At 57.3% G+C, this 26,735-nt stretch carries 24 protein-coding genes and 1 pseudogene; 18 read left to right on the top strand and 7 right to left on the bottom strand.

What is annotated here, in order from left to right; genetic code table 11:
• Window positions 1-130: 130 nt before the first annotated feature.
• From ABLV75_RS11140 to corA, 7 genes are all read left to right on the top strand, one after another.
• Window positions 131-334, top strand: a complete 204-nt coding sequence (locus tag ABLV75_RS11140) for a lipoprotein (RefSeq protein ID WP_016808214.1) — start codon at window positions 131-133, stop codon at window positions 332-334.
• Window positions 335-359: 25 nt separating this feature from the next.
• Window positions 360-1,184 (top strand): diaminopimelate epimerase, encoded by an 825-nt coding sequence (gene dapF, locus ABLV75_RS11135; protein WP_004107680.1) that lies wholly within the window; start codon window positions 360-362, stop codon window positions 1,182-1,184.
• Complete coding sequence (locus tag ABLV75_RS11130; RefSeq protein WP_348854943.1) at window positions 1,181-1,888, top strand: DUF484 domain-containing protein; 708 nt, start codon at window positions 1,181-1,183, stop codon at window positions 1,886-1,888. The genes dapF and ABLV75_RS11130 overlap by 4 nt, the downstream gene beginning before the upstream one ends.
• Complete coding sequence (gene xerC / locus ABLV75_RS11125) at window positions 1,885-2,787, top strand: tyrosine recombinase XerC (protein WP_004107682.1); 903 nt, start codon at window positions 1,885-1,887, stop codon at window positions 2,785-2,787. Before ABLV75_RS11130 ends, xerC begins: the two co-directional genes overlap by 4 nt.
• Window positions 2,787-3,503 (top strand): 5-amino-6-(5-phospho-D-ribitylamino)uracil phosphatase YigB, encoded by a 717-nt coding sequence (gene yigB, locus ABLV75_RS11120; protein ID WP_016808215.1) that lies wholly within the window; start codon window positions 2,787-2,789, stop codon window positions 3,501-3,503. The genes xerC and yigB overlap by 1 nt, the downstream gene beginning before the upstream one ends.
• A 77-nt stretch (window positions 3,504-3,580) precedes the next feature.
• Entirely contained in the window at window positions 3,581-5,743 is a 2,163-nt protein-coding gene (gene uvrD, locus ABLV75_RS11115; protein ID WP_016808216.1) for a DNA helicase II, read from the top strand.
• Between the two features lie 354 nt (window positions 5,744-6,097).
• Window positions 6,098-7,048 (top strand): magnesium/cobalt transporter CorA, encoded by a 951-nt coding sequence (gene corA, locus ABLV75_RS11110; protein ID WP_004107687.1) that lies wholly within the window; start codon window positions 6,098-6,100, stop codon window positions 7,046-7,048.
• 42 nt (window positions 7,049-7,090) lie between these two features.
• Here corA and rarD read toward each other — a convergent pair whose 3' ends face one another.
• Window positions 7,091-7,984, bottom strand: a complete 894-nt coding sequence (rarD, locus tag ABLV75_RS11105; protein WP_004107689.1) for an EamA family transporter RarD — start codon at window positions 7,982-7,984, stop codon at window positions 7,091-7,093.
• A gap of 49 nt (window positions 7,985-8,033) precedes the next feature.
• Window positions 8,034-8,498, bottom strand: a complete 465-nt coding sequence (gene yigI, locus ABLV75_RS11100; protein ID WP_004097567.1) for an acyl-CoA thioesterase YigI — start codon at window positions 8,496-8,498, stop codon at window positions 8,034-8,036.
• A 155-nt stretch (window positions 8,499-8,653) separates the two neighbouring features.
• Between yigI and pldA the strand changes: the two genes are divergently transcribed.
• The 3 genes from pldA (at window position 8,654) to rhtC (ending at window position 12,105) form a co-directional block, all read left to right on the top strand.
• A complete protein-coding gene (pldA, locus tag ABLV75_RS11095) occupies window positions 8,654-9,526 on the top strand; it encodes a phospholipase A (protein ID WP_004107691.1) in 873 nt (290 codons plus the stop codon).
• Window positions 9,527-9,593: 67 nt separating this feature from the next.
• Window positions 9,594-11,420 carry an ATP-dependent DNA helicase RecQ gene (recQ, locus tag ABLV75_RS11090; protein ID WP_004107693.1) on the top strand — a complete coding sequence of 609 codons (1,827 nt, stop codon included), beginning with the start codon at window positions 9,594-9,596 and terminating at the stop codon, window positions 11,418-11,420.
• Between the two features lie 61 nt (window positions 11,421-11,481).
• Window positions 11,482-12,105 (top strand): threonine export protein RhtC, encoded by a 624-nt coding sequence (gene rhtC, locus ABLV75_RS11085; RefSeq protein WP_004107695.1) that lies wholly within the window; start codon window positions 11,482-11,484, stop codon window positions 12,103-12,105.
• 42 nt (window positions 12,106-12,147) lie between these two features.
• Here rhtC and ABLV75_RS11080 read toward each other — a convergent pair.
• A pseudogene (locus ABLV75_RS11080) lies at window positions 12,148-12,429 on the bottom strand (ISNCY family transposase); the annotation flags it as partial.
• Window positions 12,430-12,432: 3 nt separating this feature from the next.
• Window positions 12,433-13,053 carry a homoserine/homoserine lactone efflux protein gene (gene rhtB / locus ABLV75_RS11075; RefSeq protein WP_004107699.1) on the bottom strand — a complete coding sequence of 207 codons (621 nt, stop codon included), beginning with the start codon at window positions 13,051-13,053 and terminating at the stop codon, window positions 12,433-12,435.
• Between the two features lie 109 nt (window positions 13,054-13,162).
• Here rhtB and pldB point away from each other — a divergent pair, with 109 nt between their 5' ends.
• From pldB to ABLV75_RS11060, 3 genes are all read left to right on the top strand, one after another.
• The gene (pldB, locus tag ABLV75_RS11070; RefSeq protein WP_004107700.1) at window positions 13,163-14,155 is read left to right on the top strand and encodes a lysophospholipase L2; all 993 of its coding nucleotides are present in this window, start codon (window positions 13,163-13,165) and stop codon (window positions 14,153-14,155) included.
• A 43-nt stretch (window positions 14,156-14,198) separates the two neighbouring features.
• A complete protein-coding gene (gene yigL / locus ABLV75_RS11065) occupies window positions 14,199-15,020 on the top strand; it encodes a sugar/pyridoxal phosphate phosphatase YigL (protein ID WP_348854942.1) in 822 nt (273 codons plus the stop codon).
• Between the two features lie 67 nt (window positions 15,021-15,087).
• Entirely contained in the window at window positions 15,088-15,987 is a 900-nt protein-coding gene (locus ABLV75_RS11060) for a carboxylate/amino acid/amine transporter (protein WP_004107702.1), read from the top strand.
• Here the strand turns inward: ABLV75_RS11060 and metR are convergent.
• Complete coding sequence (gene metR, locus ABLV75_RS11055) at window positions 15,875-16,828, bottom strand: HTH-type transcriptional regulator MetR (protein WP_004107703.1); 954 nt, start codon at window positions 16,826-16,828, stop codon at window positions 15,875-15,877. The genes ABLV75_RS11060 and metR overlap by 113 nt on opposite strands.
• A gap of 231 nt (window positions 16,829-17,059) precedes the next feature.
• Here metR and metE point away from each other — a divergent pair, with 231 nt between their 5' ends.
• The 5 genes from metE (at window position 17,060) to ABLV75_RS11030 (ending at window position 24,904) form a co-directional block, all read left to right on the top strand.
• Window positions 17,060-19,321, top strand: a complete 2,262-nt coding sequence (gene metE, locus ABLV75_RS11050; RefSeq protein ID WP_004107704.1) for a 5-methyltetrahydropteroyltriglutamate--homocysteine S-methyltransferase — start codon at window positions 17,060-17,062, stop codon at window positions 19,319-19,321.
• Between the two features lie 300 nt (window positions 19,322-19,621).
• The gene (locus ABLV75_RS11045) at window positions 19,622-21,037 is read left to right on the top strand and encodes a PTS transporter subunit EIIC (RefSeq protein ID WP_004107706.1); all 1,416 of its coding nucleotides are present in this window, start codon (window positions 19,622-19,624) and stop codon (window positions 21,035-21,037) included.
• A 22-nt stretch (window positions 21,038-21,059) separates the two neighbouring features.
• Window positions 21,060-22,805: a sulfatase gene (locus tag ABLV75_RS11040; protein WP_004107708.1), complete on the top strand. Its 1,746-nt coding sequence runs from the start codon at window positions 21,060-21,062 to the stop codon at window positions 22,803-22,805.
• A 43-nt stretch (window positions 22,806-22,848) separates the two neighbouring features.
• Window positions 22,849-23,571: a GntR family transcriptional regulator gene (locus tag ABLV75_RS11035; protein WP_004107711.1), complete on the top strand. Its 723-nt coding sequence runs from the start codon at window positions 22,849-22,851 to the stop codon at window positions 23,569-23,571.
• Window positions 23,572-23,611: 40 nt separating this feature from the next.
• Window positions 23,612-24,904, top strand: coding sequence for an anaerobic sulfatase maturase (locus ABLV75_RS11030; protein ID WP_004107713.1), 1,293 nt, complete (start codon window positions 23,612-23,614; stop codon window positions 24,902-24,904).
• 139 nt (window positions 24,905-25,043) lie between these two features.
• Here ABLV75_RS11030 and ABLV75_RS11025 read toward each other — a convergent pair whose 3' ends face one another.
• Both ABLV75_RS11025 and ABLV75_RS11020 read right to left on the bottom strand, forming a co-directional pair.
• Complete coding sequence (locus ABLV75_RS11025; RefSeq protein ID WP_004107715.1) at window positions 25,044-25,892, bottom strand: fumarylacetoacetate hydrolase family protein; 849 nt, start codon at window positions 25,890-25,892, stop codon at window positions 25,044-25,046.
• Window positions 25,892-26,515, bottom strand: a complete 624-nt coding sequence (locus ABLV75_RS11020; protein WP_004107716.1) for a hypothetical protein — start codon at window positions 26,513-26,515, stop codon at window positions 25,892-25,894. Before ABLV75_RS11020 ends, ABLV75_RS11025 begins: the two co-directional genes overlap by 1 nt.
• Between the last annotated feature and the right edge of the window lie 220 nt (window positions 26,516-26,735).

The raw sequence follows: 26,735 nt of genomic DNA, 5'->3' as shown, positions 1-26,735 counted from the left end.
CCCGCTTTTTTGATAGTGGCGGCAGTATAGCGCGAAACAAAAGCGCGCGCAGTGGGATGCTAAACGCTTGCTTTTACGTCTTCTCCTGCGATGATAGAAAGCAGTAAGAATGAATCACGGGCAACTATCCATGAAAAACGTTTTCCCAGCGCTTGCCGTTTTATTAGCGGTTCTCAGCCTTAGCGGCTGTGGTCTGAAAGGGCCGCTTTACTTCCCGCCGGCGGATAAAACGGCGCCTCCGCCGACTAAGCCGGTTGATAGCGGTATCCAGAGCTCTACGCCGGATCGTAACGATCGCGGCGATAGCGGTGGCCCGACCCAGGTGAATTACTGACAGTTCCGCGCAGCTGGAGTAGAAAATGCAGTTCTCTAAAATGCATGGCCTGGGTAACGACTTTATGGTCGTTGACGCAGTAACGCAGAATGTTTTTTTCTCACCTGAACTGATCCGTCGTCTGGCGGATCGGCATCTTGGCGTGGGTTTCGATCAGCTGCTGGTGGTGGAGCCGCCTTACGATCCGGAGCTCGACTTCCACTATCGTATCTTCAATGCCGACGGTAGCGAAGTGGCGCAATGCGGCAACGGCGCGCGCTGTTTCGCCCGCTTTGTGCGTCTGAAAGGCCTGACCAATAAACGTGATATCCGCGTCAGTACCTCGAATGGCCGTATGGTATTAAGCGTCACGGAAGACGATCTGGTGCGCGTCAATATGGGTGAGCCAAACTTCGAACCGTCCCAGGTGCCGTTCCGCGCCAACAAAGCGGAAAAGACCTATATTATGCGCGCCGCTGAACAGACAGTATTGTGCGGCGTGGTGTCGATGGGTAACCCGCACTGCGTTATCCAGGTTGATGATGTGGAAACCGCGACGGTGGAAACGCTCGGCCCGGTGATGGAAAACCACGAGCGCTTCCCGGAGCGGGCGAACATCGGCTTTATGCAGGTGATCAGCCGCTCTCATATTCGCCTGCGCGTGTATGAACGCGGTGCGGGGGAAACTCAGGCCTGCGGCAGCGGCGCCTGTGCGGCGGCGGCAGTCGGTATCCAGCAGGGATTACTGGGCGAGGAGGTCCGCGTGGAATTACCCGGCGGGCGTCTGGATATCGCCTGGAAAGGTCCGGGCCAACCGTTGTATATGACTGGCCCGGCGGCACATGTCTATGACGGATTTATTCATTTATGAAACAAGTCGGGGAAGAACAACAGGAACTTGCCAGCGAGCTAAACGATCGCGCAGTGGTGGACTATCTGTTGCAACATCCTGAATTCTTTATTCGTAATGCGGCGCTGGTGGAACACATGTCAGTGCCGCATCCGGTGCGTGGTTCGGTCTCGCTGGTGGAGTGGCACATGGCGCGGGCGCGGAACCATATCAACGTGCTGGAAGAAAATATGACGCTGCTGACGGAGCAGGCGACGGCTAACGAAAGCCTGTTTCAGCGCCTGTTTCACCTGCAAACGCGGCTGGCGGCGGCCGATAGCCTTGACGAAATGCTGAACCGCTTTCATCGCTGGGCGCGCGAGCTGGGTCTGGCGGGCGCCACGGTGCGCCTGTTTCCCGACCGCTGGCGGCTCGGCGCGCCTTCCAAATTCACTCATCTGGCGATAAGCCGTCAGGCGTTTGAGCCTATTCGCATTCAGCGTCTTGGACAACAGCGCCATTATCTTGGCGCTTTAAACGGCCCCGAGCTGCTGGTCGTGCTGCCGGAAGCTAAAGCCATCGGATCGGTGGCGATGTCGCTGCTGGGGGGAGACGACGCTCCCGGTGTGATGATATTCAGCAGTCGCGACCCCCAGCACTATCAGCAAGGGCAGGGAACGCAGCTATTGCAGGAAATCGCGTCGATGCTCCCGGGATTGCTGGAGCGCTGGATTGAACGCGCATGACCGACTCGCCTCTGTTTGCTCCCGTAGAACGCTTCTTACGCTATCTCGGCGTCGAGCGTCAGCTGAGCCCGATAACGCTGCTGAACTATCGCCGCCAGCTGGAAACGCTTATCGCGCTGGCGGATAGCGCCGGGCTGAAAAGCTGGCAGCAGTGTGATGCCGCCCAGGTCCGTAGCCTGGCGGTGCGCAGCCGTCGTCAGGGGCTGGGGCCTGCCAGCCTGGCCTTACGTCTCTCGGCCTTACGCAGCTTCTTTGACTGGCTGGTGAGCCAGGGTGAACTGGCCGCGAATCCGGCGAAGGGGATTTCGGCGCCGAAAATACCCCGCCATCTACCGAAAAATATCGACGTCGACGACGTTAATCGGCTGCTGGATATCGATCTCAACGATCCGCTGGCGGTACGCGACAGAGCGATGCTGGAAGTGATGTACGGCGCGGGGTTGCGTCTTTCGGAGCTGGTGAATCTCGATATTAAGCACCTCGATCTGGAATCCGGCGAGGTGTGGGTGATGGGCAAAGGCAGCAAAGAGCGCCGCCTGCCGATTGGCCGCAATGCGGTGGTGTGGATTGAGCACTGGCTCGATCTGCGCGGACTGTTCGGTGCCGATGAGGACGCCCTGTTCTTATCTAAACTGGGGAAGCGAATTTCCGCGCGCAACGTGCAAAAGCGCTTTGCCGAATGGGGCATAAAGCAGGGGCTCAACAGCCACGTGCACCCGCATAAGCTGCGCCACTCCTTCGCGACCCATATGCTGGAGTCGAGCGGCGATCTGCGCGGGGTGCAGGAGCTGCTGGGCCATGCTAACCTTTCCACCACTCAAATCTATACCCATCTCGATTTTCAACACCTTGCGTCGGTGTACGATGCGGCACATCCGCGCGCCAAACGGGGGAAATGATGCGTTTTTACCGACCTCTGGGCCAGATTTCAGCATTGACGTTTGACCTGGACGATACCCTTTATGACAACCGCCCGGTGATTGACCGGACGCTGCATGAGTCGCTGAGCTTTGTGCGCAGCTACCACCCTTCTCTGAGCCAATTTGACGCCAGCGAGCTTAACCGGCTGCGCCAGACGCTGCTGGCGTCAGAGCCGGAAATTTACCACGATGTGACCGAATGGCGCCGCCGCGCGCTGGAGCTGGGGATGATCAACGCCGGGCTTTCAGCGACGCTGGCGAAAACGGGGGCCGATGAAGCGATGGCGAATTTCGCTCACTGGCGCAGCCTGATTGACGTTCCGCAGGAGACGCACGATACGCTGGCGCAGCTGGCGGAAAAGTGGCCGCTGGTGGCCATTACCAACGGCAACGCCCAGCCGGAACTCTTTGGCCTGAGCGACTACTTCCGCTTCGTGCTGCGCGCGGGCCCTGACGGGCGCTCTAAGCCCTTTGCCGATATGTATCATCTCGCAGCGGAGCGGCTGGAGCTTCCTCTGGGGCAGATTCTGCACGTCGGGGACGATCTGACGACCGATGTCGCAGGCGCTATTCGCTGCGGCATGCAGGCCTGTTGGATCAAACCGCAGGGCGCAGACCTGATGCGCGCCGCCGATGGCCGCCTGCTACCGCACATCGAAATTTCACGGTTGGCATCTCTGACCTCGCTGATATAATCGTCAGTAGTTCTGTATAAATTAACAGTAGCCCGGCGAGCCAAACGTTGCCGGGCGCCTCATTTCCGGCGGTGCCAATGGACGTTTCTTACCTGCTCGACAGCCTCAATGACAAACAGCGTGAAGCCGTTGCGGCATCACGTACTAATATGCTGGTTCTGGCAGGAGCGGGCAGCGGCAAGACGCGCGTCCTGGTACACCGCATCGCCTGGCTGCTGAGCGTTGAGAACTGTTCCCCTTACTCCATCATGGCGGTGACCTTTACCAACAAAGCGGCGGCGGAAATGCGTCATCGTATTGGTCAACTGATGGGCACCACTCAGGGCGGTATGTGGGTCGGCACTTTCCATGGTCTGGCGCACCGTCTACTGCGCGCTCATCACCTTGACGCCGGGCTGCCGCAGGACTTCCAGATCCTCGACAGCGAAGATCAGCTGCGCCTGCTTAAGCGCCTGATTAAGGCGATGAATCTCGATGAGAAGCAGTGGCCGCCGCGGCAGGCGATGTGGTACATCAACGGCCAGAAAGATGAAGGGCTGCGCCCGCACCATATTCAGAGCTACGGTAATCCGGTTGAGCAGACCTGGCAGAAGGTTTACCAGGCCTATCAGGAAGCCTGCGATCGCGCGGGGCTGGTAGACTTCGCCGAGCTGCTGCTGCGCGCCCACGAGCTGTGGCTTAACAAGCCGCATATCCTTCAGCACTACCGCGAGCGCTTTACCAATATCCTGGTGGATGAATTCCAGGATACCAACAATATTCAGTACGCGTGGATCCGACTGCTGGCGGGCGATACCGGTAAGGTGATGATCGTTGGCGATGACGATCAGTCGATTTATGGCTGGCGCGGCGCGCAGGTAGAAAACATCCAGCGCTTCCTCAATGACTTCCCCGGCGCGGAAACTATCCGTCTGGAGCAGAACTATCGCTCGACCAGCAATATCCTCAGCGCGGCGAACGCCCTGATTGAGAACAACAGCGGACGGCTGGGGAAAAAGCTGTGGACCGATGGCGCCGACGGCGAGCCGATTTCGCTCTACTGCGCGTTTAACGATCTTGATGAGGCGCGTTTCGTCGTCAATCGTATCAAAACCTGGCAGGAAAACGGCGGGGCGCTGGAGCAGTGCGCGATCTTGTATCGCAGCAACGCCCAATCGCGCGTGCTGGAAGAGGCGCTGCTGCAGGCCAGCATGCCTTATCGTATTTATGGCGGCATGCGCTTCTTCGAACGTCAGGAGATCAAAGATGCGCTCTCCTATCTGCGCCTGATTGCCAACCGTAACGACGATGCGGCGTTTGAGCGCGTGGTCAATACCCCGACGCGCGGCATTGGCGATCGCACGCTGGACGTGGTGCGCCAGACCTCGCGCGACCGGCAGCTGACGCTGTGGCAGTCCTGTCGCGAGCTGTTAAAAGAGAAAGTTCTCGCCGGGCGCGCTGCCAGCGCTCTGCAGCGTTTTATGGAACTTATTGACGCCATGGCGCAGGAGACAGCCGACATGCCGCTGCACGTGCAGACCGACCGGGTCATTAAAGATTCCGGCCTGCGCATGATGTACGAGCAGGAGAAAGGCGAGAAGGGCCAGACGCGTATCGAAAACTTAGAGGAGCTGGTGACGGCGACGCGCCAGTTTAGCTACAACGAAGAAGATGAAGATTTAATGCCGCTGCAGGCGTTCCTCTCGCATGCGGCGCTGGAAGCGGGAGAAGGGCAGGCGGACACCTGGCAGGATGCGGTACAGCTGATGACCCTGCACTCGGCGAAAGGGCTGGAGTTTCCGCAGGTATTTATCGTTGGCGTGGAAGAAGGGATGTTCCCGAGCCAGATGGCGCTTGATGAGGGCGGCCGCCTGGAGGAAGAACGCCGCCTGGCCTACGTCGGCGTGACTCGTGCCATGCAAAAACTCACGCTGACCTACGCGGAAACCCGTCGCCTGTACGGCAAAGAGGTTTATCATCGCCCCTCGCGCTTTATCGGCGAGCTGCCGGAGTCGTGCGTGGAAGAGGTGCGGCTGCGCGCCACGGTGAGCCGGCCGGTCAGCCATCAGCGCATGGGGACGCCGATGGCGGAAAACGACACCGGCTATAAGCTGGGCCAGCGCGTCCGCCACGCCAAATTCGGTGAAGGCACCATTGTGAACCTCGAAGGCAGCGGCGAACACAGTCGCCTGCAGGTTGCCTTTCAGGGGCAGGGGATCAAATGGCTGGTCGCGGCGTACGCCCGGCTGGAAACAGTGTAACAGTAAGAAAAATATCATTATTTTGTAATATTCTGCTACCTTTATACGTTAAGGAGCTTGATTTGCTCTTTAGCGTTCCGTTGCGTGTTGACGCCGTTTTTGCGCTGGCGTAACATGCGCGCACGATTACGCTAAGAGGACATTCGCCTTGGACACACCCAGTAGATGCTGGCTCAATTTCCTGCCCATCAGGAACAACTCCTAAGGCTATCCTCTTATGCTGATAGCCTTAGCGGTTGTCGGCGACCCGTTCTATTCCCGTCGCTCTGAGTCAGGCTTAATGGTCTGAAACCCAAATTGTTTCTGTGTGCCCACCGAACTGTCCGATAATTTTTTGCATTGGGAGTCCCGGTCATGCTGAGCGCATTTCAACTGGAAAACAATCGTTTAACGCGTCTGGAAGCCGACGAGATCAAGCACCTCGCCAGTTCGGTGTGGGTCGATCTGGTCGAGCCTGACGACGATGAACGAAGCCGTGTGCAAACGGAATTGGGCCAGAACCTGGCGACGCGCCCGGAGCTGGAAGACATCGAAGCGTCAGCGCGTTTCTTTGAGGATGAAGACGGTCTGCATATCCACTCATTTTTCTTTTTTGAAGATGCTGAGGATCACGCCGGTAACTCTACCGTGGCGTTTACTATCCGCGAAGGCCGTCTGTTCACCCTGCGCGAGCGGGAGCTGCCCGCTTTCCGCCTGTATCGCATGCGCGCCCGCAACCAGTCGATGGTGGACGGCAACGCCTACGAGCTACTGCTGGACCTGTTCGAAACCAAAATCGAGCAGCTGGCGGATGAAATCGAAAACATCTACAGCGATCTGGAAAAGCTTAGCCGGGTGATTATGGAAGGTCGTCAGGGCGATGATTACGACGAGGCGCTCTCTACGCTGGCGGAACAGGAAGATATCGGCTGGAAAGTCCGCCTGTGTCTGATGGATACCCAGCGCGCGCTGAACTTCCTCGTACGCAAGGCCCGTCTGCCGGCAGGGCAGCTGGAGCAGGCGCGTGAAATCCTGCGAGATATTGAATCCCTGCTGCCGCACAATGAATCGCTGTTCCAGAAGGTTAACTTCCTGATGCAGGCGGCGATGGGTTTTATCAACATCGAGCAGAACCGCATCATCAAGATCTTCTCGGTCGTCTCCGTCGTCTTCCTGCCGCCGACCCTGGTGGCTTCCAGCTATGGCATGAACTTTGAGTTTATGCCTGAGCTGCACTGGAGCTTTGGCTATCCCGGCGCGATTGTCTTTATGATGCTCGCTGGCCTGGCGCCGTATCTGTACTTTAAGCGTAAAAACTGGCTGTAAAAAAAAGGAGCTTCGGCTCCTTTTTTGCGTACCGGTCTGGCTTTATGCCCTACGCGTACGACGTATTGTGTAAACCGCATCCATTACGAAAATCGCCAGCGCCACCCAGATAAAAGCAAAGGTCACCATCTTATCCGCTCCCGGCACCTCGCCGTAGAAGGTCACCGCCAGCAGGAACATCAGCGTTGGGCCGATATACTGGAAGAAGCCCAGCGTAGAAAGGCGCAGGCGGGTCGCCGCGCCGGTAAAGCACAGCAGCGGAATAGTGGTGACCACGCCCGCCGCCATCAGCAGCAGGTTCAGCGACCACGGGTTCTGCCCCATATGGCTGGTCGGGCTATCGGCTATACCAAACAGATAAATCGCGGCGACCGGCAGCAGCCAGAGCGTTTCAAACAGCATGCCGGTTTGTGCATCCACGGCGATCTTTTTACGTAGCAGACCATAAAAAGCGAAGCTGAACGCCAGGCCCAGCGCGATAATCGGCAACGAGCCAAAAGTCCAGAGCTGCACCAGAACGCCGCAGGCGGCCAGCAGCACCGCCAGCCACTGCATCCGACGAAAACGCTCCCCGAGGAAGATCATCCCCAGCAGAATATTCACCAGCGGGTTGATAAAGTAGCCCAGGCTGGCTTCCAGCATATGATGGTTATTGACCGCCCAGATAAACAGCAGCCAGTTACCGCCCACCAGCACGGCAGACAGGGCCAGCAGAAACACCTTCTTCGGCGTTTTCAGTAGCCTTTTGACCTGCGGCCACTGACGACTGATGCTGATTAGCGCGACCATAAAGAAGAAGGACCAGATCACGCGGTGAGTCAGAATTTCATCGGCGGGAACATAGTAGATAAGCTTGAAGTACGCTGGCGCGATACCCCAGATAAAATAGGCGGCCAGGGCCAGGAGAACCCCCACCCGCGTTTGTTTAGCGTCCATCGGTACAAATCCATTGCCAAAGAGAATGATGTTACTCGATTTAAGCCGATCAACCCACCATATACGTCGCCGTAGCGCTGGCGATATACACCTGCTCTTCGTTATGCAGTTCGACGCGGGCCACCGCCACCTTGTTACCGGCGCGCAGCAGGCTGCTGGTGGCGGTAAAGCGCTCCCCACGACCCGGACGCAGGTAGTCGACGCGCAGATCGATGGTGCCCATCCGCGACAGGCGCTGGCGCAGCTCTTCTTCATTGATGGTGTCGTGGCGAGTCAGGGTGCTGCCGACGCATACCAGCCCCGCCGCGACGTCCAGCGCTGAGGCAATCACTCCGCCATGTAAAATACTCTGCGCCCAGTTGCCGACCATCATTGGTTGGTTGTTGAAACTCAGCTGGGCGAACTCTTTTTCATAGCGCTCCAGCTCCAGCCCTAAGGCGCGATTAAAGGGCATGTGGTAGACGAAGATTTCTCCCACCAGCTTCAGGGCGGCGGCGGCGGTCAGTTCAGACATAACAACATTTCCATAGGTTAATGAAATGTTGATTTTATGCTTCTAAAATATTGATTTCTACTTTAAGAACGGATAACAGGTCAGAAGACGTATAAATAGGTAGAATGCTGCCTGGGTTAAACAGAAATAATAAATATCCATCCAGGAGAACAGCAATGCGTATCTCTTTGGCCTGCCTGCTGGCGCTTGTTGCGCTTCCGGCCGGCGTTCTGGCGCAGGACGCGCCGGTGAATAAACAGGTCCACCACACTCCGGCCGTTCGCGGGAGTATTATCGCCAACCTGTTACAGGACCATGATAATCCCTTCCTGCTCTATCCCTACGAGAGCAACTATCTGCTCTATACATGGACCAGCGATCTCAATAAAGAAGCGATTCGCAGCTACGACTGGGCTGAAAACGCGCGTAAAGACGAAGTGAAGTTCCAGCTTAGCCTGGCGTTTCCATTATGGCGCGGGATTTTGGGCGAGAATTCGCTGCTGGGCGCTTCTTATACGCAAAAATCCTGGTGGCAGCTCTCCAACAGCAAAGAGTCCGCGCCGTTTCGCGAAACCAACTACGAGCCGCAGCTGTTCCTCGGGTTTGCGACCGATTACTCATTTGCTGGCTGGACGCTGCGCGACGTTGAAATGGGTTATAACCACGACTCTAACGGTCGTTCCGATCCCACTTCCCGCAGCTGGAATCGCCTCTATACTCGACTGATGGCGCAAAATGGCAACTGGCTGGTCGAGGTGAAGCCCTGGTACGTGATTGGCAGCACCGACGATAACCCGGATATCACCAAATATATGGGTTATTACCGGCTGAAAGTGGGCTACCAGCTGGGCGACGCTATTCTCAGCGCTCAGGGGCAATATAACTGGAATACCGGCTACGGCGGCGCCGAGCTTGGGGTAAGCTATCCGATCACCAAACACGTGCGCGTCTATACTCAGGTCTATAGCGGTTATGGCGAGTCGCTTATCGATTATAACTTTAATCAAACCCGCGTCGGCGTCGGGCTGATGCTCAACGATCTGTTTTAATCGTTGCACTCTGGCTCTCAGGCGCTGAAAATAGCGCCTGTTTTCTTTTCAGGCATATGGGGTCAACGTGGCGCAGGCGGAAGTATTGAATCAGGAATCGCTGGCTAAGCAGGTTTTACAAGAGACCTTCGGCTACCAGCAGTTTCGCCCGGGCCAGGAAACCATTATCGATACGGCACTGGCCGGGCGCGATTGCCTGGTGGTGATGCCGACCGGCGGCGGCAAGTCGCTGTGTTATCAGGTGCCGGCGCTGGTGCTGGGCGGTCTGACCGTCGTGGTCTCGCCGCTCATCTCCTTGATGAAGGATCAGGTCGATCAGCTGCTGGCTAACGGCGTGGCGGCGGCGTGCCTGAATTCAACCCAGAGCCGGGAGCAGCAGCAGGAGGTGATGGCCGGCTGCCGCAGCGGGCAGATTCGCCTGCTGTATATCGCCCCGGAGCGCCTGATGCTGGATAACTTCCTCGAGCATCTTACGCACTGGAATCTGTCGATGGTGGCGGTGGATGAGGCGCACTGTATTTCCCAGTGGGGCCATGATTTCCGTCCGGAATACGCTGCGTTAGGGCAGCTGCGCCAGCGGATACCGCAAATCCCGTTTATGGCGCTGACCGCCACCGCCGATGACACCACGCGTCGCGACATTGTTCGCCTGCTGGGCCTGAGCGACCCGCTTATCCAGGTCAGCAGCTTCGACCGACCCAATATCCGCTACATGCTGATGGAGAAGTTTAAGCCGCTGGATCAGCTGATGCGCTACGTACAGGATCAGCGCGGCAAATCAGGCATTATCTACTGCAATAGCCGATCGAAAGTGGAGGATACCGCCGCACGCCTGCAAAGTCGCGGCATCAGCGCGGCGGCCTATCACGCCGGCCTGGAAAATCATATCCGCGCCGACGTACAGGAGAAATTCCAGCGCGACGACCTGCAAATCGTGGTGGCTACGGTAGCCTTCGGGATGGGGATCAACAAACCGAACGTCCGTTTTGTGGTGCATTTCGATATCCCCCGCAATATTGAATCCTATTACCAGGAGACCGGCCGCGCCGGGCGCGATGGGCTGCCTGCCGAGGCGATGCTGTTTTACGATCCGGCGGATATGGCGTGGCTCAGGCGCTGCCTTGAGGAGAAACCCGCCGGGCCGCTGCAGGACATTGAACGCCATAAGCTCAACGCGATGGGGGCTTTTGCCGAAGCGCAAACCTGCCGCCGCCTGGTGTTGCTCAACTACTTTGGCGAGGGGCGCCAGGAGCCGTGCGGCAACTGTGATATCTGCCTCGACCCGCCGAAACAGTACGACGGTTTAATGGACGCGCGGAAGGCGCTGTCGACGATTTACCGCGTCAACCAGCGCTTTGGTATGGGCTACGTGGTGGAAGTGCTGCGCGGCGCCAATAACCAGCGTATTCGCGATATGGGGCATGATAAGCTGCCGGTATACGGCATTGGGCGCGAGCAGAGCCATGAGCATTGGGTTAGCGTGATCCGCCAGCTGATCCATTTAGGCCTGGTCACGCAGAATATTGCCCAGCACTCTGCGCTACAGCTTACCGAGGCCGCGCGTCCGGTTCTGCGCGGCGACGTGACGCTACAGCTTGCCGTGCCGCGTATTGTGGCGCTGAAGCCAAAAGCGATGCAGAAATCCTTTGGCGGCAATTACGATCGTAAGCTTTTTGCCAAGCTGCGCAAACTGCGTAAGGCGATTGCCGACGAAGAGAATATCCCACCCTACGTCGTGTTTAACGATGCAACACTGATTGAAATGGCTGAGCAAACGCCGCTGACGGCCGGCGAGATGCTTAGCGTCAACGGCGTCGGCACGCGTAAGCTCGAGCGTTTTGGTAAAGAGTTTATGGCCCTGATCCGCGCGCACGTGGATGGCGATGATGAGTAGTCAGCCGGACGAAAAAGTGCAAATATAGTTTTCGTCCTGACTATTTTCCTGCGAGTTAATTATGTTGACGCTTTTCTTCACCGTCGCGCTGGTGCATATCATTGCGCTGATGAGTCCTGGCCCGGACTTTTTCTTTGTTTCGCAAACCGCCGTTAGCCGCTCTCGTAAGGAGGCGATGATGGGCGTGCTGGGTATCACCTGCGGGGTAATGGTATGGGCGGGCGTAGCGCTGCTCGGCCTGAACCTGATTATCGAGAAGATGGCCTGGCTGCATACCATTATTATGGTCGGCGGCGGCCTGTATCTGTGCTGGATGGGCTTCCAGATGCTGCGTGGCGCGCTGAAAAAAGGCGAAGCGGCGGCAGCGGTAGAGCCTCAGGTTGAGCTGGCGCGCAGCGGCCGGAGCTTTCTGAAAGGGCTGCTGACTAATCTGGCGAACCCAAAAGCGATTATCTATTTCGGCTCCGTGTTCTCGCTGTTCGTCGGCGATAGCGTCAGTTCTGGCGCGCGCTGGGGGATTTTTCTGCTGATCGTACTGGAGACGCTGGCCTGGTTCACGGTGGTTGCCAGCCTGTTCGCCCTGCCGGGCATGCGCCGTGGCTATCAGCGGATGGCGAAGTGGATCGACGGCATCGCCGGTACGCTATTCGCCGGCTTCGGTATTCATCTGATTATTTCACGCTAACCCTTCTGCGTCCCGCCCAGGAGGTTATGGGCGGGCCGGGTATTAATGATGGAGCTGCTGCAAATCGTCGGACGTGAGACCGGTCATTTCCATCACCGCAGTAGTATCAATACCCCGCTCGAGCATGGCCTTTGCGACGTTAAGTAGCGCAGCGCGTTTGCCCTCTTTTATGCCTTCCTCAAGCCACTTTTCTGCCAGAGTCATCAGTACACCTCCATGTTGCGGCACCCGCTGTGCCAGCTCATAGAATAGCGGCCGAACATCCTGCTCTTCTCCCGCCTGGGCCCTATATTTTATCAGTACGGTAATTTTTTGTTTATCTATACATCACGCGTGGCGGGCGGAGGCCAGCAGGGCGCCGACCAGCATAAACAGCGAACCAAAGACCTTATTCAGCGCCTTCATCTGTTTTGGCCCCTTGATCCATGCAGCGATACGCTGGGCCAGCGTGGCGTAGCCAATCATGACGATAATATCGACCACGATAGTGGTAACGCCAAGTACCAGATACTGCATTACCTGAGGCTGGTGCGGCACGATAAACTGCGGGAAGAGCGCGGCGAGAAATACGATGCTTTTCGGATTGGTCAGATTCACGAATACCGCGCGCTTAAAGAGTTTGCCGCGGGTCTGCGCTTTCGCAAGGGTATTCAGATCGAGAGAGCCTGCGGCTCGCCACTGCTGAATGCCGAGCCAGATAAGATAAGCGGCGCCCGCCCATTTCAGGATTTCAAAAGCTAACAGCGATCGAGAGAAGAGCGTCCCCAGGCCGACGCCGACCAGCACGATGTGAATGCCGAGCCCGGTCTGTAGCCCGGCAATAGAGGCCGCCGCGCCGCGATAGCCGTGGTTAATAGAGGTGGTCATGGTATTTATTGCCCCGGAGCCCGGCGACAGGCTGAGAATAATAGATGTTAGCAGATAGGCAAACCACCACTCGAACGTCATGAGAAACTCCCTGATTGTCTGTTTTTATGCCACAATACGCTATTGTGTAAGCATTGTGTGATGCACGACAAAAAAACGATTTTCAGCGGTTATCAGGGGTGTAAGCCCGATGTTTTTGCAGCAAAAGGACTGGGAAACACGAGAAAACGCGTTTGCGGCTTTTACCATGGGGCCACTAACCGATTTCTGGCGTCAGCGGGAAGAGGCTGAATTTACGGGCGTGGATGACGTTCCGGTGCGCTTTGTGCGCTTCTGCGCCAAAAGTCACGACCGGGTCGTGGTGATCTGTCCGGGTCGTATTGAAAGCTACGTTAAGTACGCCGAACTGGCTTACGATCTTTTCCGCAGCGGCTTTGACGTGATGATTATCGATCATCGCGGCCAGGGGCGTTCCGGGCGCATGCTTTCCGATACCCACCGCGGGCACGTCGTAAATTTCAGCGATTACGTTGACGATCTCGCCGCTTTCTGGCAACAACATGTCGTGCCGGGGCACTGGCGGAAACGGTTTATTCTTGCCCATTCCATGGGTGGCGCTATTGCGACGCTATTTTTGCAGCGCCACCACCAGCATTGCGACGCGATGGCGCTCTGCGCGCCGATGTTCGGCATTGTTATGCGCCTGCCTGACTGGATGGTGCGCCACATTCTCGATTGGGCTGAGGGCCATCAGCGCATTCGTGAAGAGTATGCCCTCGGTACCGGCCGCTGGCGGGCGCTGCCCTTTGCGGTCAACGTACTGACGCACAGCCGTCAACGCTATCGTCGCAACCTGCGTTTTTACGCCGATGAGCCGCAGCTGCGGGTCGGCGGGCCAACGTTCCATTGGGTGCGCGAGGGGATCCTTGCGGGCGAAGAGGTGCTGGCCGGCGCGGAAAAAGACGTTACGCCAACATTATTGCTCCAGGCGGAAGAAGAGCGTGTAGTCGATAACCGTATGCACGATCGCTACTGTGAACTTCGCGCCGCAGGCGGCCATCCCTGCGAAGGGAATAAGCCGTTTGTCATAGAAGGGGCATACCATGAGATCCTTTTTGAAAAGGACGCCATGCGCTCGGTCGCGCTAAACGCTATCGTCGATTTTTTTGCTCGACATACTTAATCCGGCGAAACGCTCGTCGCCCTGTTTAGAGGTTAAAATTTTTATGTACCAGGTTGTTGCGTCTGACTTAGATGGCACGCTGCTTTCTCCCGATCACTGCTTAACCCCCTACGCCAAAGAGACGCTGAAACTGCTTACCGCACGCGGTATCAATTTCGTGTTCGCGACCGGCCGCCACTACATCGATGTTGGGCAAATTCGCGATAATCTCGGCATTAAATCCTATATGATCACCTCTAACGGCGCCCGCGTACATGATAGCGACGGGAAGCAGATCTTCGCTCATAACCTTGATCGCGATATCGCCGCTGACCTGTTCGAGATGATGCGAAACGATCCGGCGATCGTAACCAACGTTTATCGTGAAGATGAGTGGTATATGAACCGCCACCGTCCGGAAGAGATGCGCTTCTTCAAAGAGGCAGTGTTTAACTACAAGCTGTACGAGCCGGGCGAGCTGGACCCGGAAGGGATCAGCAAAGTCTTTTTCACCTGCGATAAGCATGAGCATCTGCTGCCGCTGGAGCAGGCGATCAATGCCCGCTGGGGCGATCGGGTGAACGTGAGCTTCTCTACCGTCACCTGCCTCGAAGTGATGGCGGGCGGCGTGTCGAAAGGCCATGCGCTGGAGGCCGTGGCGAAAATGCTCGGCTATAGCCTGAAAGAGTGTATCGCCTTCGGCGACGGTATGAACGATGCGGAAATGCTGTCAATGGCGGGCAAGGGCTGCATTATGGCCGACGCGCACCAGCGCCTGAAGGACCTGCATCCAGAGCTGGAAGTGATCGGCAGCAACGCTGATGACGCCGTACCCCACTATCTGCGTAAACTCTATCTCGACGAAAAAAGCTTGATGACTGAGTAATAATTAAACAGTTGTCAACCTGTCACTTCGCTACAATGAGTGTTCTTTACTCTATGAGACATTCATTGTGGCGCTACTGATAATCACCACGATTCTGTGGGCCTTCTCTTTTAGCCTCTATGGCGAATACCTTGCAGGTCACGTCGACAGTTATTTCGCGGTGCTGGCGCGCGTTGGTCTGGCGGCGCTGGTCTTTTTACCTTTCCTGCGCACCCGCGGGCAAAGCCTGTCAACCATCGGCCTGTATATGCTGGTGGGGGCGATGCAGCTCGGCATTATGTATATGCTGAGTTTCCAGGCCTATCTGTACCTGACGGTATCTGAACTCCTGCTGTTTACCGTCCTGACGCCGCTCTATATCACGCTGATTTATGATGTAATGAGCCGCCGCCGCCTGCGCTGGGGCTACGCCTGCAGCGCGCTGCTGGCGGTGATCGGCGCGGGTATTATTCGCTACGACCAGGTGACAAATCATTTCTGGACCGGTTTGATCCTGGTGCAGCTCTCCAATATCAGCTTCGCGATTGGCATGGTGGGCTACAAGCGCCTGATGGAAACGCGTCCGATGCCGCAGCATAATGCCTTCGCCTGGTTCTATGTCGGGGCGTTTCTGGTGGCGGCGGTTGCCTGGTCGATACTGGGCAATGCGCAGAAAATGCCGGAAACTTCTCTACAGTGGGGCATTCTGGTGTTCCTTGGCGTGGCGGCATCGGGGATCGGCTACTTCATGTGGAACTACGGCGCCACCCAGGTGGATGCCGGTACGCTCGGCATCATGAACAATATGCACGTACCTGCCGGGCTGCTGGTGAATCTTGCTATCTGGCAGGAGCAGCCCCGTTGGCCAAGTTTTATTACGGGAGCTCTGGTGATCCTGGCCTCGCTGTGGGTCCATCGACGCTGGGTCGCTCCGCACTCCGCACAAACGGTAAATGGTCGCAAGCGTGGTTCCGCGCTGAGCGAATAAACGCCTCGGTCACCGGCTGGCGCTGTTCGCCGTCGCGTACCGCGGCGTATAGCCGGCTCCACAGTCCCTCGCCCAGGGTTTTGGTCACCACCAGACCCTGGCGCTCAAAGCTTTCCACAACCCAGTGCGGCAGGGCGGCGATGCCCATCCGCGCCGCCACCATCTGAATTAACAGCAGCGTATTGTCGACGCTCTTCAGCTGCGGGCTGATCCCCGCAGGCTGCAGGAAGTGACGCCAGATATCCAGACGAGCGCGCTGGACCGGGTAAATCAGCAGCATCTCGGTTGCTAAATCCTCAGGCGCAATGCGCGTCTTTGTCGCCAGCGGATGATCCGGCGCCATCACCAGACGCACTTCGAAATCAAACATTGGCGAATAGTGCAGACCGCTGCGCGGCAGGATATCGGAGGTCATGACCAGATCCAGCTCACCCTGCTGCAGGCCCGGCTGCGGGTCGAAGATCACGCCGGACTGAAAGTCCACTTCCACATGCGGCCAGCGGGCGCGGAAGCTCTCCAGCGCCGGCGTGAGCCATTGTATACAGCTATGGCATTCGATGGCGATACGCAGACGAGTTTGCTGCGGCTCATTGCAATCCTGCAGGGCGCGGCTGATTTGCGGCAGCACCTGGTTGGCCAGCTGGAGCAGGATTTCACCCTGCGGCGTAAAGCGCAGCGGCTGACTTTTACGCACAAACAGACGGAAGCCAAGGCGCTGTTCCAGATCGCTGAACTGGTGGGACAAGGCGGATTGAGTCTGGTGCAGGGCCGCTGCTGCGCCTGCCAGCGAACCGCTGTTCCGCAACGCCTGGAGCGTTTTCAGGTGTTTAATTTCGATCATGAAAGTCCTTCACTTCGCCATGAATAATTTGCGCTTGAGGAATATACAGTAACTGCCAATTATGGATGTGTAAACATCTGGACGGCTAAATCCTTTATCTTTCGAATTTATGGTGCGTTGGCTGCACTTCCTCACCCCAGTCACTTACTTCAGTAAGCTTCTGGTGATGAGCAAGTTTGCCGCCTTCCCTAAATCCGAAATCTTTCGGATTGCAATTATGAGGCTCAAAAAATGACAATTATTAATCACACCCTCGGTTTCCCTCGCGTTGGCCTGCGTCGCGAGCTGAAGAAAGCGCAAGAAAGCTATTGGGCGGGCAATATCAGCCGCGAAGAACTGCTGGCCGTTGGCCGGGAACTGCGCGCTCGCCACTGGGAACAGCAAAAGCAGGCGGGCGTTGATCTGCTGCCGGTTGGCGATTTCGCCTGGTACGACCATGTTCTGACCACCAGCCTGTGGCTTGGCAACGTGCCGGCTCGTCATCAGAACAAAGACGGCTCCGTTGATATCGATACTCTGTTTCGCATGGGTCGCGGCCGCGCGCCGACCGGCGAACCGGCCGCGGCGGCGGAAATGACCAAATGGTTTAACACCAACTACCACTACATGGTGCCGGAATTCGTGAAGGGCCAACAGTTCAAACTGAGCTGGAACCAGCTGTTGGATGAGGTGGACGAAGCGCTGGCGCTGGGCCACAAAGTGAAGCCCGTCCTGCTTGGGCCAGTCACCTATCTGTGGCTTGGTAAGGTGAAAGGCGAGTCGTTCGATCGTCTGAACCTGCTGCACGATATTCTGCCGGTTTACCAGCAGGTGCTGGCGGAGCTGGCAAAACGCGGCATTGAGTGGGTGCAGATTGATGAACCGGCGCTGGTGCTCGAGCTGCCGCAGACGTGGCTGGACGCTTTCAAACCGGCTTATGAGGCGCTTAATGGCCAGATTAAGCTACTGTTGACCACCTACTTTGAAGGTATTACCGATAACCTCGACACCATTACCGCGCTGCCGGTGCAGGGTTTGCATGTGGATCTGGTCCATGGCCAGGATGATGTCGCCGAACTGCATAAGCGCCTGCCTGCCGACTGGCTGCTCTCCGCGGGCCTGATCAACGGTCGCAACGTCTGGCGCGCCGATCTGAGCGAAAAATACGCGCAGGTTAAAGGGATTGTCGGCAAACGCGAGCTGTGGGTCGCCTCTTCCTGCTCCCTGCTGCACAGCCCGATCGATTTGAGCGTGGAAACGCGGCTTGATGCCGAAGTGAAGAGCTGGTTTGCCTTCGCCCTGCAAAAATGCCAGGAACTGGCGCTGCTGCGCGATGCGCTGAACAGCGGCGACACCGCTGCGATTGCTGACTGGAGCGCACCGATCCGGGCCCGTCGCTATTCAACCCGCGTGCATAACGCGGCGGTAGAGAAGCGTCTGGCAGCCATAACCGCTCAGGACAGTCAGCGTCAAAGCGGCTACGAAGTTCGCGCCGAAGCGCAGCGCGCCCGCTTTAAGCTGCCGGCCTGGCCGACCACCACCATCGGTTCTTTCCCGCAGACTCCCGAGATCCGCGGCCTGCGTCTGGACTTCAAAAAAGGCCATCTCGACGCTAACCGCTACCGCACCGGCATCGCTGAACACATCAAGCAGGCGATCGTCGAGCAGGAACGGCTGGGGCTGGACGTGCTGGTACACGGTGAGGCCGAACGTAACGACATGGTGGAATATTTTGGCGAACATCTGGACGGCTTTATCTTCACCCAGAACGGCTGGGTACAGAGCTACGGTTCCCGCTGCGTTAAGCCGCCGGTGGTGATTGGCGACGTCAGCCGTCCGGAGGCGATCACCGTCGAGTGGGCAAAATACGCACAGTCGCTGACCGACAAACCGGTAAAAGGCATGTTGACCGGTCCTGTGACCATTCTTTGCTGGTCCTTCCCGCGCGAGGACGTCAGCCGTGAAACGATTGCGAAACAGATTGCCCTGGCGCTGCGCGACGAAGTGGCGGATCTGGAAGCCGCCGGTATCGGCATCATCCAGATTGACGAACCGGCGCTGCGCGAAGGGCTACCGCTGAAACGTAGCGACTGGGAGGACTATCTGGCGTGGGGTGTGGAAGCTTTTCGCATCAATGCCGCGGTGGCGAAAGATGACACCCAGATCCATACCCATATGTGCTATTGCGAGTTCAACGACATCATGGACTCTATCGCCGCGCTGGATGCGGACGTGATTACCATCGAAACCTCGCGCTCTGATATGGAGCTGCTGGAGTCGTTTGAAGAGTTCGACTATCCGAATGAAATCGGGCCGGGGGTGTACGATATTCACTCGCCGAACGTCCCAGACGTGGAGTGGATCGAGGCGCTGCTGAAGAAAGCCGCGCAGCGCATCCCGGCAGAGCGCCTGTGGGTAAACCCGGACTGCGGCCTGAAAACCCGCGGCTGGGCGGAAACCCGTGCTGCGCTGGCCAACATGGTTAAAGCCGCGCAGAACCTGCGTCAGGCATAGTATAACCACGCTTTCCGGCGTCCGGATGACAGCATAATAACCCCTGAGCCACTCAGTGCTCTTTCCCCCGGTGGGGGCTACGGATCGCCGCCGCCTGCGGGCCGGTAGCCCGGGTAAGCACAGCGCAACCCGGCGAATGTGCTTATCCTGACCACTCTCTGCTCAAGGAGGCTTCGGCCTCCTTTTTTGTTCTTCCCTGCCAAAAATCGATCGCTGGTGCGCCTTTATGACGATCCTCACAAACATAATAACATTATATTGTTATAACAATTGCCAGTAAAATAATAAAGGAACCTCTGTATGGACTACAACCAGGTGGCAAACGCGATTGTGGGGCACTGTGGCGGCTTAGCTAATTTTCTGCATGTGACCAACTGTATGACGCGCGTACGAATGACGATAAGCGATCAAACACGAGTCAATATCGCCGCGCTTAAAAGCATTGAAGGCGTACTCGGGGTCGTTGAGGACGATACCCTGCAGATTATTGTCGGGCCGGGAAAATCGTCGAAGGTCGCAAATGTGATTAACGATCTGCTTAAGGGCCAGCCTGCGGACGCTACTCCGTTAAGCAACGTTGAGCAAAAAGCTCAGCTGGCGCGGGAAAAGGCGAAAAAACAGACCCGCACCAAAGTTATCCTTAAGCATATTGCCAATATTTTTGTGCCGATCCTGCCATCGTTGATTGCCGCCGGTATCCTGATGGGAATTAATAACGTGCTGGTGAACTCAGCCGCTTCCTGGGCGCTGGCGCATCATGTGGCGGCGCCGGGAGACCTGTCGCCTACCCAGGTGGTGCTCGATCAACGGCATATGCTCGGCATCAGCCAGTTCCTTGATATCGTCTCTAAAGCGCTGTTCGGCTTCCTCGCCATTTATACCGGCGCGACGGCGGCGAAGGAGTTTGACGGAAACGCGGTGATGGGCGGCCTGCTGGGGGCGATCACCATCGTGCCGCAGATTACCGCGCTGGGGCTGATCCCGGGGCAGGGCGGGCTGATTGGCGTCATTCTTTGCGCCTGGCTAATGTGCCTGCTGGAAAAACGGGTGCGGCGCTTTGTCCCGGATATTGTTGATGTTGTGGTCACGCCAACTATCGTGTTGGTGGTGATGGCAGCGGCGCTGCTGCTGGTGATTATGCCCGTGGCGGGCGTCATTTCTAACGGTATTCTGCACGGGCTAAACGGCCTGCTCTCTACCGGCGGCATTGCGGCTGGGTTTGTCCTCTCCGCGCTTTTCCCCTTCCTGATTTCGCTTGGTCTGCATCACGGCCTGTTCCCTATTCATCTGGAGATGATTAACGCGACCGGCCACGCGCCGCTTTTTGCCATCCAGATTATGTCCAACGCCGGGATGGTGGGTGCCGCGACGGCGGTGCTGCTGCTGACGCGCGACCCGATGATGAAGAAAATCGCTAAAGGGGCGATCCCGACCTCTATTCTGGCGGTGGGTGAACCGACCATTTTCGGCGTCAATATTCCGGCAGGATTTGCCTTTATAACCGGCTCCATCGGCGCTGGTTTCGGCGGAATGATGGTGGTGCTGCTGGGCGTCTCAACCAACGGCGTTGGCGCCGCCGGGCTGTCCGCGCTGCCGCTCATCGCCGACGGCAAATATTTGCAGTACATCATCTCATGGTTAACCGGCTGCGCTGCAGCCTTCGTGCTGACCTATATCGTCGGCAAAGTACGCGGTTACGATAAAGAAACGGCGTGAAGGAAGAGTGAAGGAGTAAAGCATGAAAGCGATAATGTTGATGTTTGATTCGCTGAATAAGCGCCTGCTGTCGGCCTACGGCAGCGACAGGGCGATCACGCCGAATTTCCAGCGGCTGAGGGAGCGTACGGTTCGTTTTGACAACTGCTATGTCGGCAGCATGCCTTGCATGCCCGCACGCCGGGAGCTGCATACCGGACGCTATAACTTTTTACATCGCGGCTGGTCGCCAATCGAGCCGTTCGATGATTCGGTTCCCGAGCTGCTGAAGAAGAACGGTATTCACACCCACCTGGTGACGGATCACAAACACTACTGGCGCGACGGCGGAGCGACCTATCACTCTCGCTACAGCACCTACGAGTTTGTGCGCGGTCAGGAGGGCGATGCCTGGAAAGGGGTGGTGGATAAGCCACAATATCGCTACGAATCCGGCGAGCCGGAGGAGATCAAACAGCGGCGGATCGCCAGCCGGATTCAGCATCAGATCAACGTGCAGTTTATGCAGAACGAAGAGGATCATCATCTGGCGAAGACGATCGGCAAAGGGCTGGGTTTTATCGACGCCAACCATGCCAGCGATAACTGGTTTCTGCAGCTGGAGTGTTTCGACCCGCATGAGCCGTTTTTCGTGCCGGAAAAATATCTCAAGATGTACGGCATTGACGATCCTGCGCAGTTCGACGGCTGGCCGCCTTACTACTTCGTCACCGAAAGCGACGAACGCAAGAGCATGATCCAGAAATACTATATGGCGCTGCTGACGATGGTGGATGCGTACGTCGGTAAGGTGCTGGACTATATGGATCGTTACGATCTCTGGCGCGACACGATGCTGATCGTCAACACCGACCACGGTTTTTTGCTCGGCGAGCACGAGTGGTGGGGGAAAAATATTATGCCGCTGTATAACGAAGTGGCAAATATTCCGCTGTTTATCTGGCATCCGCAGTATGGCGGCGCGGGCGAGTCTCGTCAGGCGCTGGCGCAGACCATCGATATCGCCGCGACGCTGCTGGATTGTTTTGGCCTGAATAAACCGGCGGATATGCAGGGCGTGTCGCTGCTGCCCGCGCTGCGCGACGATACCCCGGTCCGCGACTATGCTCTGTTTGGCTATCACGGTTGCCATATTAATATTACCGATGGTCGCTACGTCTATATGCGCTCGCCCGTTGAGCAAGGCGTCGATGGCCTGTTCGAATACACCCTGATGCCGACCCGTATCAATCGTCGCTTCACGCCACAGGAGCTGCGCGAAACGACGCTGCATCCGCCGTTTCGCTTTACCAAGGGCTGTCCGGTAATGAAAATTCCCGCTGAGTCGGTGATGACCCGCGGCGCCGATCGCTTCGGTCATCGACTATATGATTTACACACCGATCCGACGCAGCAAACCCAGTGCCGGGATGAACACGCGGCGCGGCGGCTGCGGGAGCAGATGATCTGCATGATGAAGGAGAACGATGCGCCCGCTGAGCTGTATGCGCGCTATGGCCTGGATGATGCGCAAAGCCCGCTGCTGGGGCTGGATCCGCATCTGCTACCGGAGCTGGCCGCCTTTACGCCGCAGGTGCGCTACGGCCTGTTTGCGCTACTGCAGCATCTGGAGGGCAGCGGGCAGCATGTTCTGGCTGACAAACTGCGGGCCGCCTGTCAGCCGGACTGGGCGCGGCAAAATTTGTGGGCTTTCGTGCAGAACGAGGTTCCGGAGGAGCAGCATCAGAGCGTGTACTATAAGATGGCGTTAGAAATGCGACTTGATTAAGGGGTACCCCCGGCTGCGGCCGGGGAACAGGAGTGCGAAGTTAATGAAAGAAGAACTGGACTATTCTCGCGGCGCGAAACCATTGTACGCCCAGCTTCACGATATCCTGCTGGAAAAGCTGAGAACCGGGGCCTACAAAAAGAATGATGTCCTGCCGACCGAAGCCGAGTTTGAAGAGCTGTTCGGCGTCAGCCGCATCACCGCCCGGCGCGCGCTGGCCGAGCTGGCCGCGAAAGGGCTGGTAAAACGCCAGGCTGGAATCGGCACTATGGTTATCAGCACCTCAGAGAAACAGGGCGTCAAAACCCGTATCCGGCTGGTTGATGGCCAGCAGCAGCACTCTATTTCGCGACATAATCTGACACTCGAGCAGCTGTTGCCGCCGGCGGAAGTGGCGCAGGCCTTCGCTCTCCCGGCGGGGCAGAAAATTCAGCGTCTCACCCGCACGATCTATCGACAAAATGAACTGCCCGCGCAGGTAAACTATATCTGGCTGACGCCGCGTCTGGGCGAGCTGACTTTAGACGCGTTTAAAGAAGGTTTGTATAGTGCGCTGGAACAGCGCGGCGAGAATATTGACAGCTATAAAGACACCATTACCGCCGAGCTGCCGACGGCCCAGGACTGCGACATTCTGCAGGTTGCCGCAGGCGAGCCGCTGCTGGTGAAGACTCGCCAGGGATTTAACGATCGCGGCGAGCTGGTGGAATATACCATCGCCCGCCATATCGCCAGCTGCTATCAGTACATTGTAGAGAACAGTTAATGGCAGCATTTACCGGGCCATCAAATCTGGGGAAATTAGCATGATTCATGGCTGCCACGTGATGGCAAAGCCGAGCGGCTCGGTGTGTAACATCGATTGCACCTACTGCTTTTATCTGGAAAAAGAAGCGCTTTATCCGGAACGGAATAAAAACTGGCGCATGTCCGATGAGACGCTGGAAAACTATATTCGCCAGCATATTGCCGCCCAGTCCGGCGATGCGGTGACCTTTGCCTGGCAGGGCGGCGAGCCGACCATGATGGGGCTGCCGTTTTTTCGCCGGGTCGTTGAGCTGTGCGGCCAGTACGCCAACGGTAAGAAGATAGAACATGCGCTGCAAACTAACGGCGTCCTGGTGGACGAAGAGTGGGCGCGTTTTTTTGCCGAACAGGGTTTTCTGGTGGGTTTGTCGATAGACGGCCCGGCGCATCTGCATAACCAGTACCGCGTTAACCGCGCCGGAAAGGGTACCCACGAAAAGGTTGTTGCGGCGATGGCGCTGCTGAAGGCGCATAACGTCGAGTTCAATACCCTGACCGTCGTCGGCAAGCATAACGTCGATCATGCCCGTGAAGTGTATGATTTCCTGCTGGCGGCCGGTTCGCGCTATATGCAGTTTATCCCGCTGGTCGAACGGATGAGCAGCGACGCCTCGGCGCCGCTCCAGCTGGTGCTCCCGGGTGAGAGCGCGGCGCGGCTGGCGCCCTGGACGGTACCCTCCTGGCAGTTCGGCGAGTTTCTTAACCAAATTTTCGATATCTGGGTTCGTCGCGACGTCGATCGCGTCTACGTGCAGATGTTTGACGTTGCCCTGGCGGCATGGACCGGTCAGCCGCCGGTACTTTGCGTACATTCGCCAACATGCGGGCACGCTTTTGCGCTGGAATCGAACGGCGATCTGTATAACTGCGATCACTTTGTTTATCCGGAGCATAAGCTGGGTAATATTCATCAGCAGAGCATCCACGAGCTGAATAATAGCGAGCAGGCCATCGCCTTTGGTCAGGCAAAACAAGAGACGCTAACGGCGGATTGCCGCAGCTGCGAGTTTCGCTTTGCCTGCCACGGCGGTTGTCCGAAACATCGCTTCGCCGTTTCCCCGAGCGGTCGCCCCGGCCATAGCTACCTGTGCGCAGGCTACCAGCACTTTTTCAAACACGTGACGCCGTATATGAACGTCTGGCGGCAGCTTCTGGAAAACGGCTATCCGCTCCCGGCCATGATGCAGTGGCTGGCGCAAGAAGAGCAGCAGCCGAAAACGGCTTCCCGCAACGACCCTTGCCCCTGCGGCAGCGGACGTAAATATAAAAAATGCTGCGGCGCGCAGCATTGAGATTGTTGGTCAATGCTGAAACTTACGCTGGCGCTGCGGCTTCTCCCCGGCTTGCGCTGTGCTTAGCCGGGCTACCGGTTTACAACTGTCAGCGGTCCGGTAGCCCGGGTAAGGCGTTAGCCGCGACCCGGGGCCCGTATCAAACGGCTTCCGGCACCTCATTAACGATGCGGTTCCGCAGGCAGCCGATTTTTTCAATTTCCACTTCAATCATATCGCCATCCTGCAAAAACAACGGCGGAGTGCGCTTTTTGCCTACGCCGCCCGGCGAGCCGGTCAGAATCACGTCGCCCGGCGTCAGCAGGCAGAAGGTGCTGATATAAGCAATCAGCTCGGGGACGCGATGGATCATACTGGCGGTATTGTCATTCTGTACCTCCACACCGTTGAGCCGGGTTTGGATGGCCAGTGCGTTCGGATCGGTAATTTCATCCCGCGTCACCAGCCAGGGGCCGAAGCCGCCAGTCGACGGCCAGTTTTTCCCGGCGGTAAACCACGCGTGCTGCCAGTCGCGAGCAGAGCCGTCCATATAGCAGCTGTAGCCGGCAACATGTTCCAGCGCCCGCGCGACAGGAATATTGCGTCCGCGTTTGCCGATAACCAGCGCCAGCTCGCCTTCATAATCAAACTCGTTGCTGGCGGCCGGCTTAATGATGTCGCCCAGATGGCCGCATTGAGAATCGGGGAAGCGAATAAACAGCGTCGGATCGGGATCCTGTTCATCAAACTCCAGCCGTTTCGCCTGGTAGTTCATCCCGACGCAAAGGATCTTCTGCGGGTCAGGGATCAGCGGCAAAAATTCGATCTCCTCCATGGCGTAGTCGATCTCCATATGCGAAAGCATTTCTGCCGGCATGTTATCCATGGCCGCCAGAAAGGATTTTAGCGACGGATATTGCAGGAAATGGCGGGTTAAATCGACAACGCCTTCCTCCCGCAGAAAACCGTATCGGGGAATATTGCTTACGCTAAAACTGATTAACTTCATTAATGACTCTCACTATTTTCATCAGAAAACAGAGGCCCTGCCGGAAAGTGGACTAAAAAACCGGTGGTGGTCAGTAGTTCACTCAGCCCGCAGAACCCGATGCATCGGTGGGCCGCTTCATCGTCGAGGGAGGCTAGCACGCGGTCCCCCCTTTCACCCAGCACGCCACCCTGCCAGAGTATTCTCTGCGCCTGATCCTGCAGCCATGGCGACTTGCTTCTCCAGGCGAGAATGTGCAGTAGCGTCTGGCGAACGGCGATATTGTCACTGTGTCCGTCGCGGCGCAGGCGTGACCAGACCGGCAGCGCTACGCTGCGCACGGTCTCAATCAGGTCGGGCAGATTCGCCGTCAGGGCTGGCGCATGACGAAAACGCCGCAGAACATCATCGCAGAGCGGGTTTTGTGCCAGAGGTTGCTGACGGGCAAGGCGTAACCCGGCGGCCGCGTAGACGGGCTCTGTCAGCACCGTCGCGGTTCTCGTGGTGTCGTTGACCGGCAGCTGGAGTATTTTTAAGCCGGAGGCCAGTTCGCAGACCTGCTCCAGCGACTGGTAAAGGTAGCTCGCCAGTATGGGTCTGGTGATCCGGGCGGCAGTATATTTGGGCATTGTTGTTTCAGACATATTCTTCTCCTTATGGGAAATCTCCCGATGGCGCTGCGCTGACCGGGCTATGGGTCCGTGCAGTCCGGTAGCCCGGACAAGGCGCGTTAAGCGCCGCTTCCGGGAGAATCCCCGGGTTGCGGCTGACGCCTTATCCCGGGCTACGGGTTTACAGCCGTCTGCGGGCCGGTAGCCCGGATAAGCCGTTTACGGCGCAATCCGGGGAAAGGTAACGATTCAC

The sequence above is a fragment of the Klebsiella sp. CN_Kp066 genome (genome assembly GCF_040065135.1).
GTDB classification, from domain to species: Bacteria; Pseudomonadota; Gammaproteobacteria; order Enterobacterales; family Enterobacteriaceae; genus Klebsiella; species Klebsiella oxytoca.
This window is presented reverse-complemented; position numbering and strand designations above follow the sequence as displayed.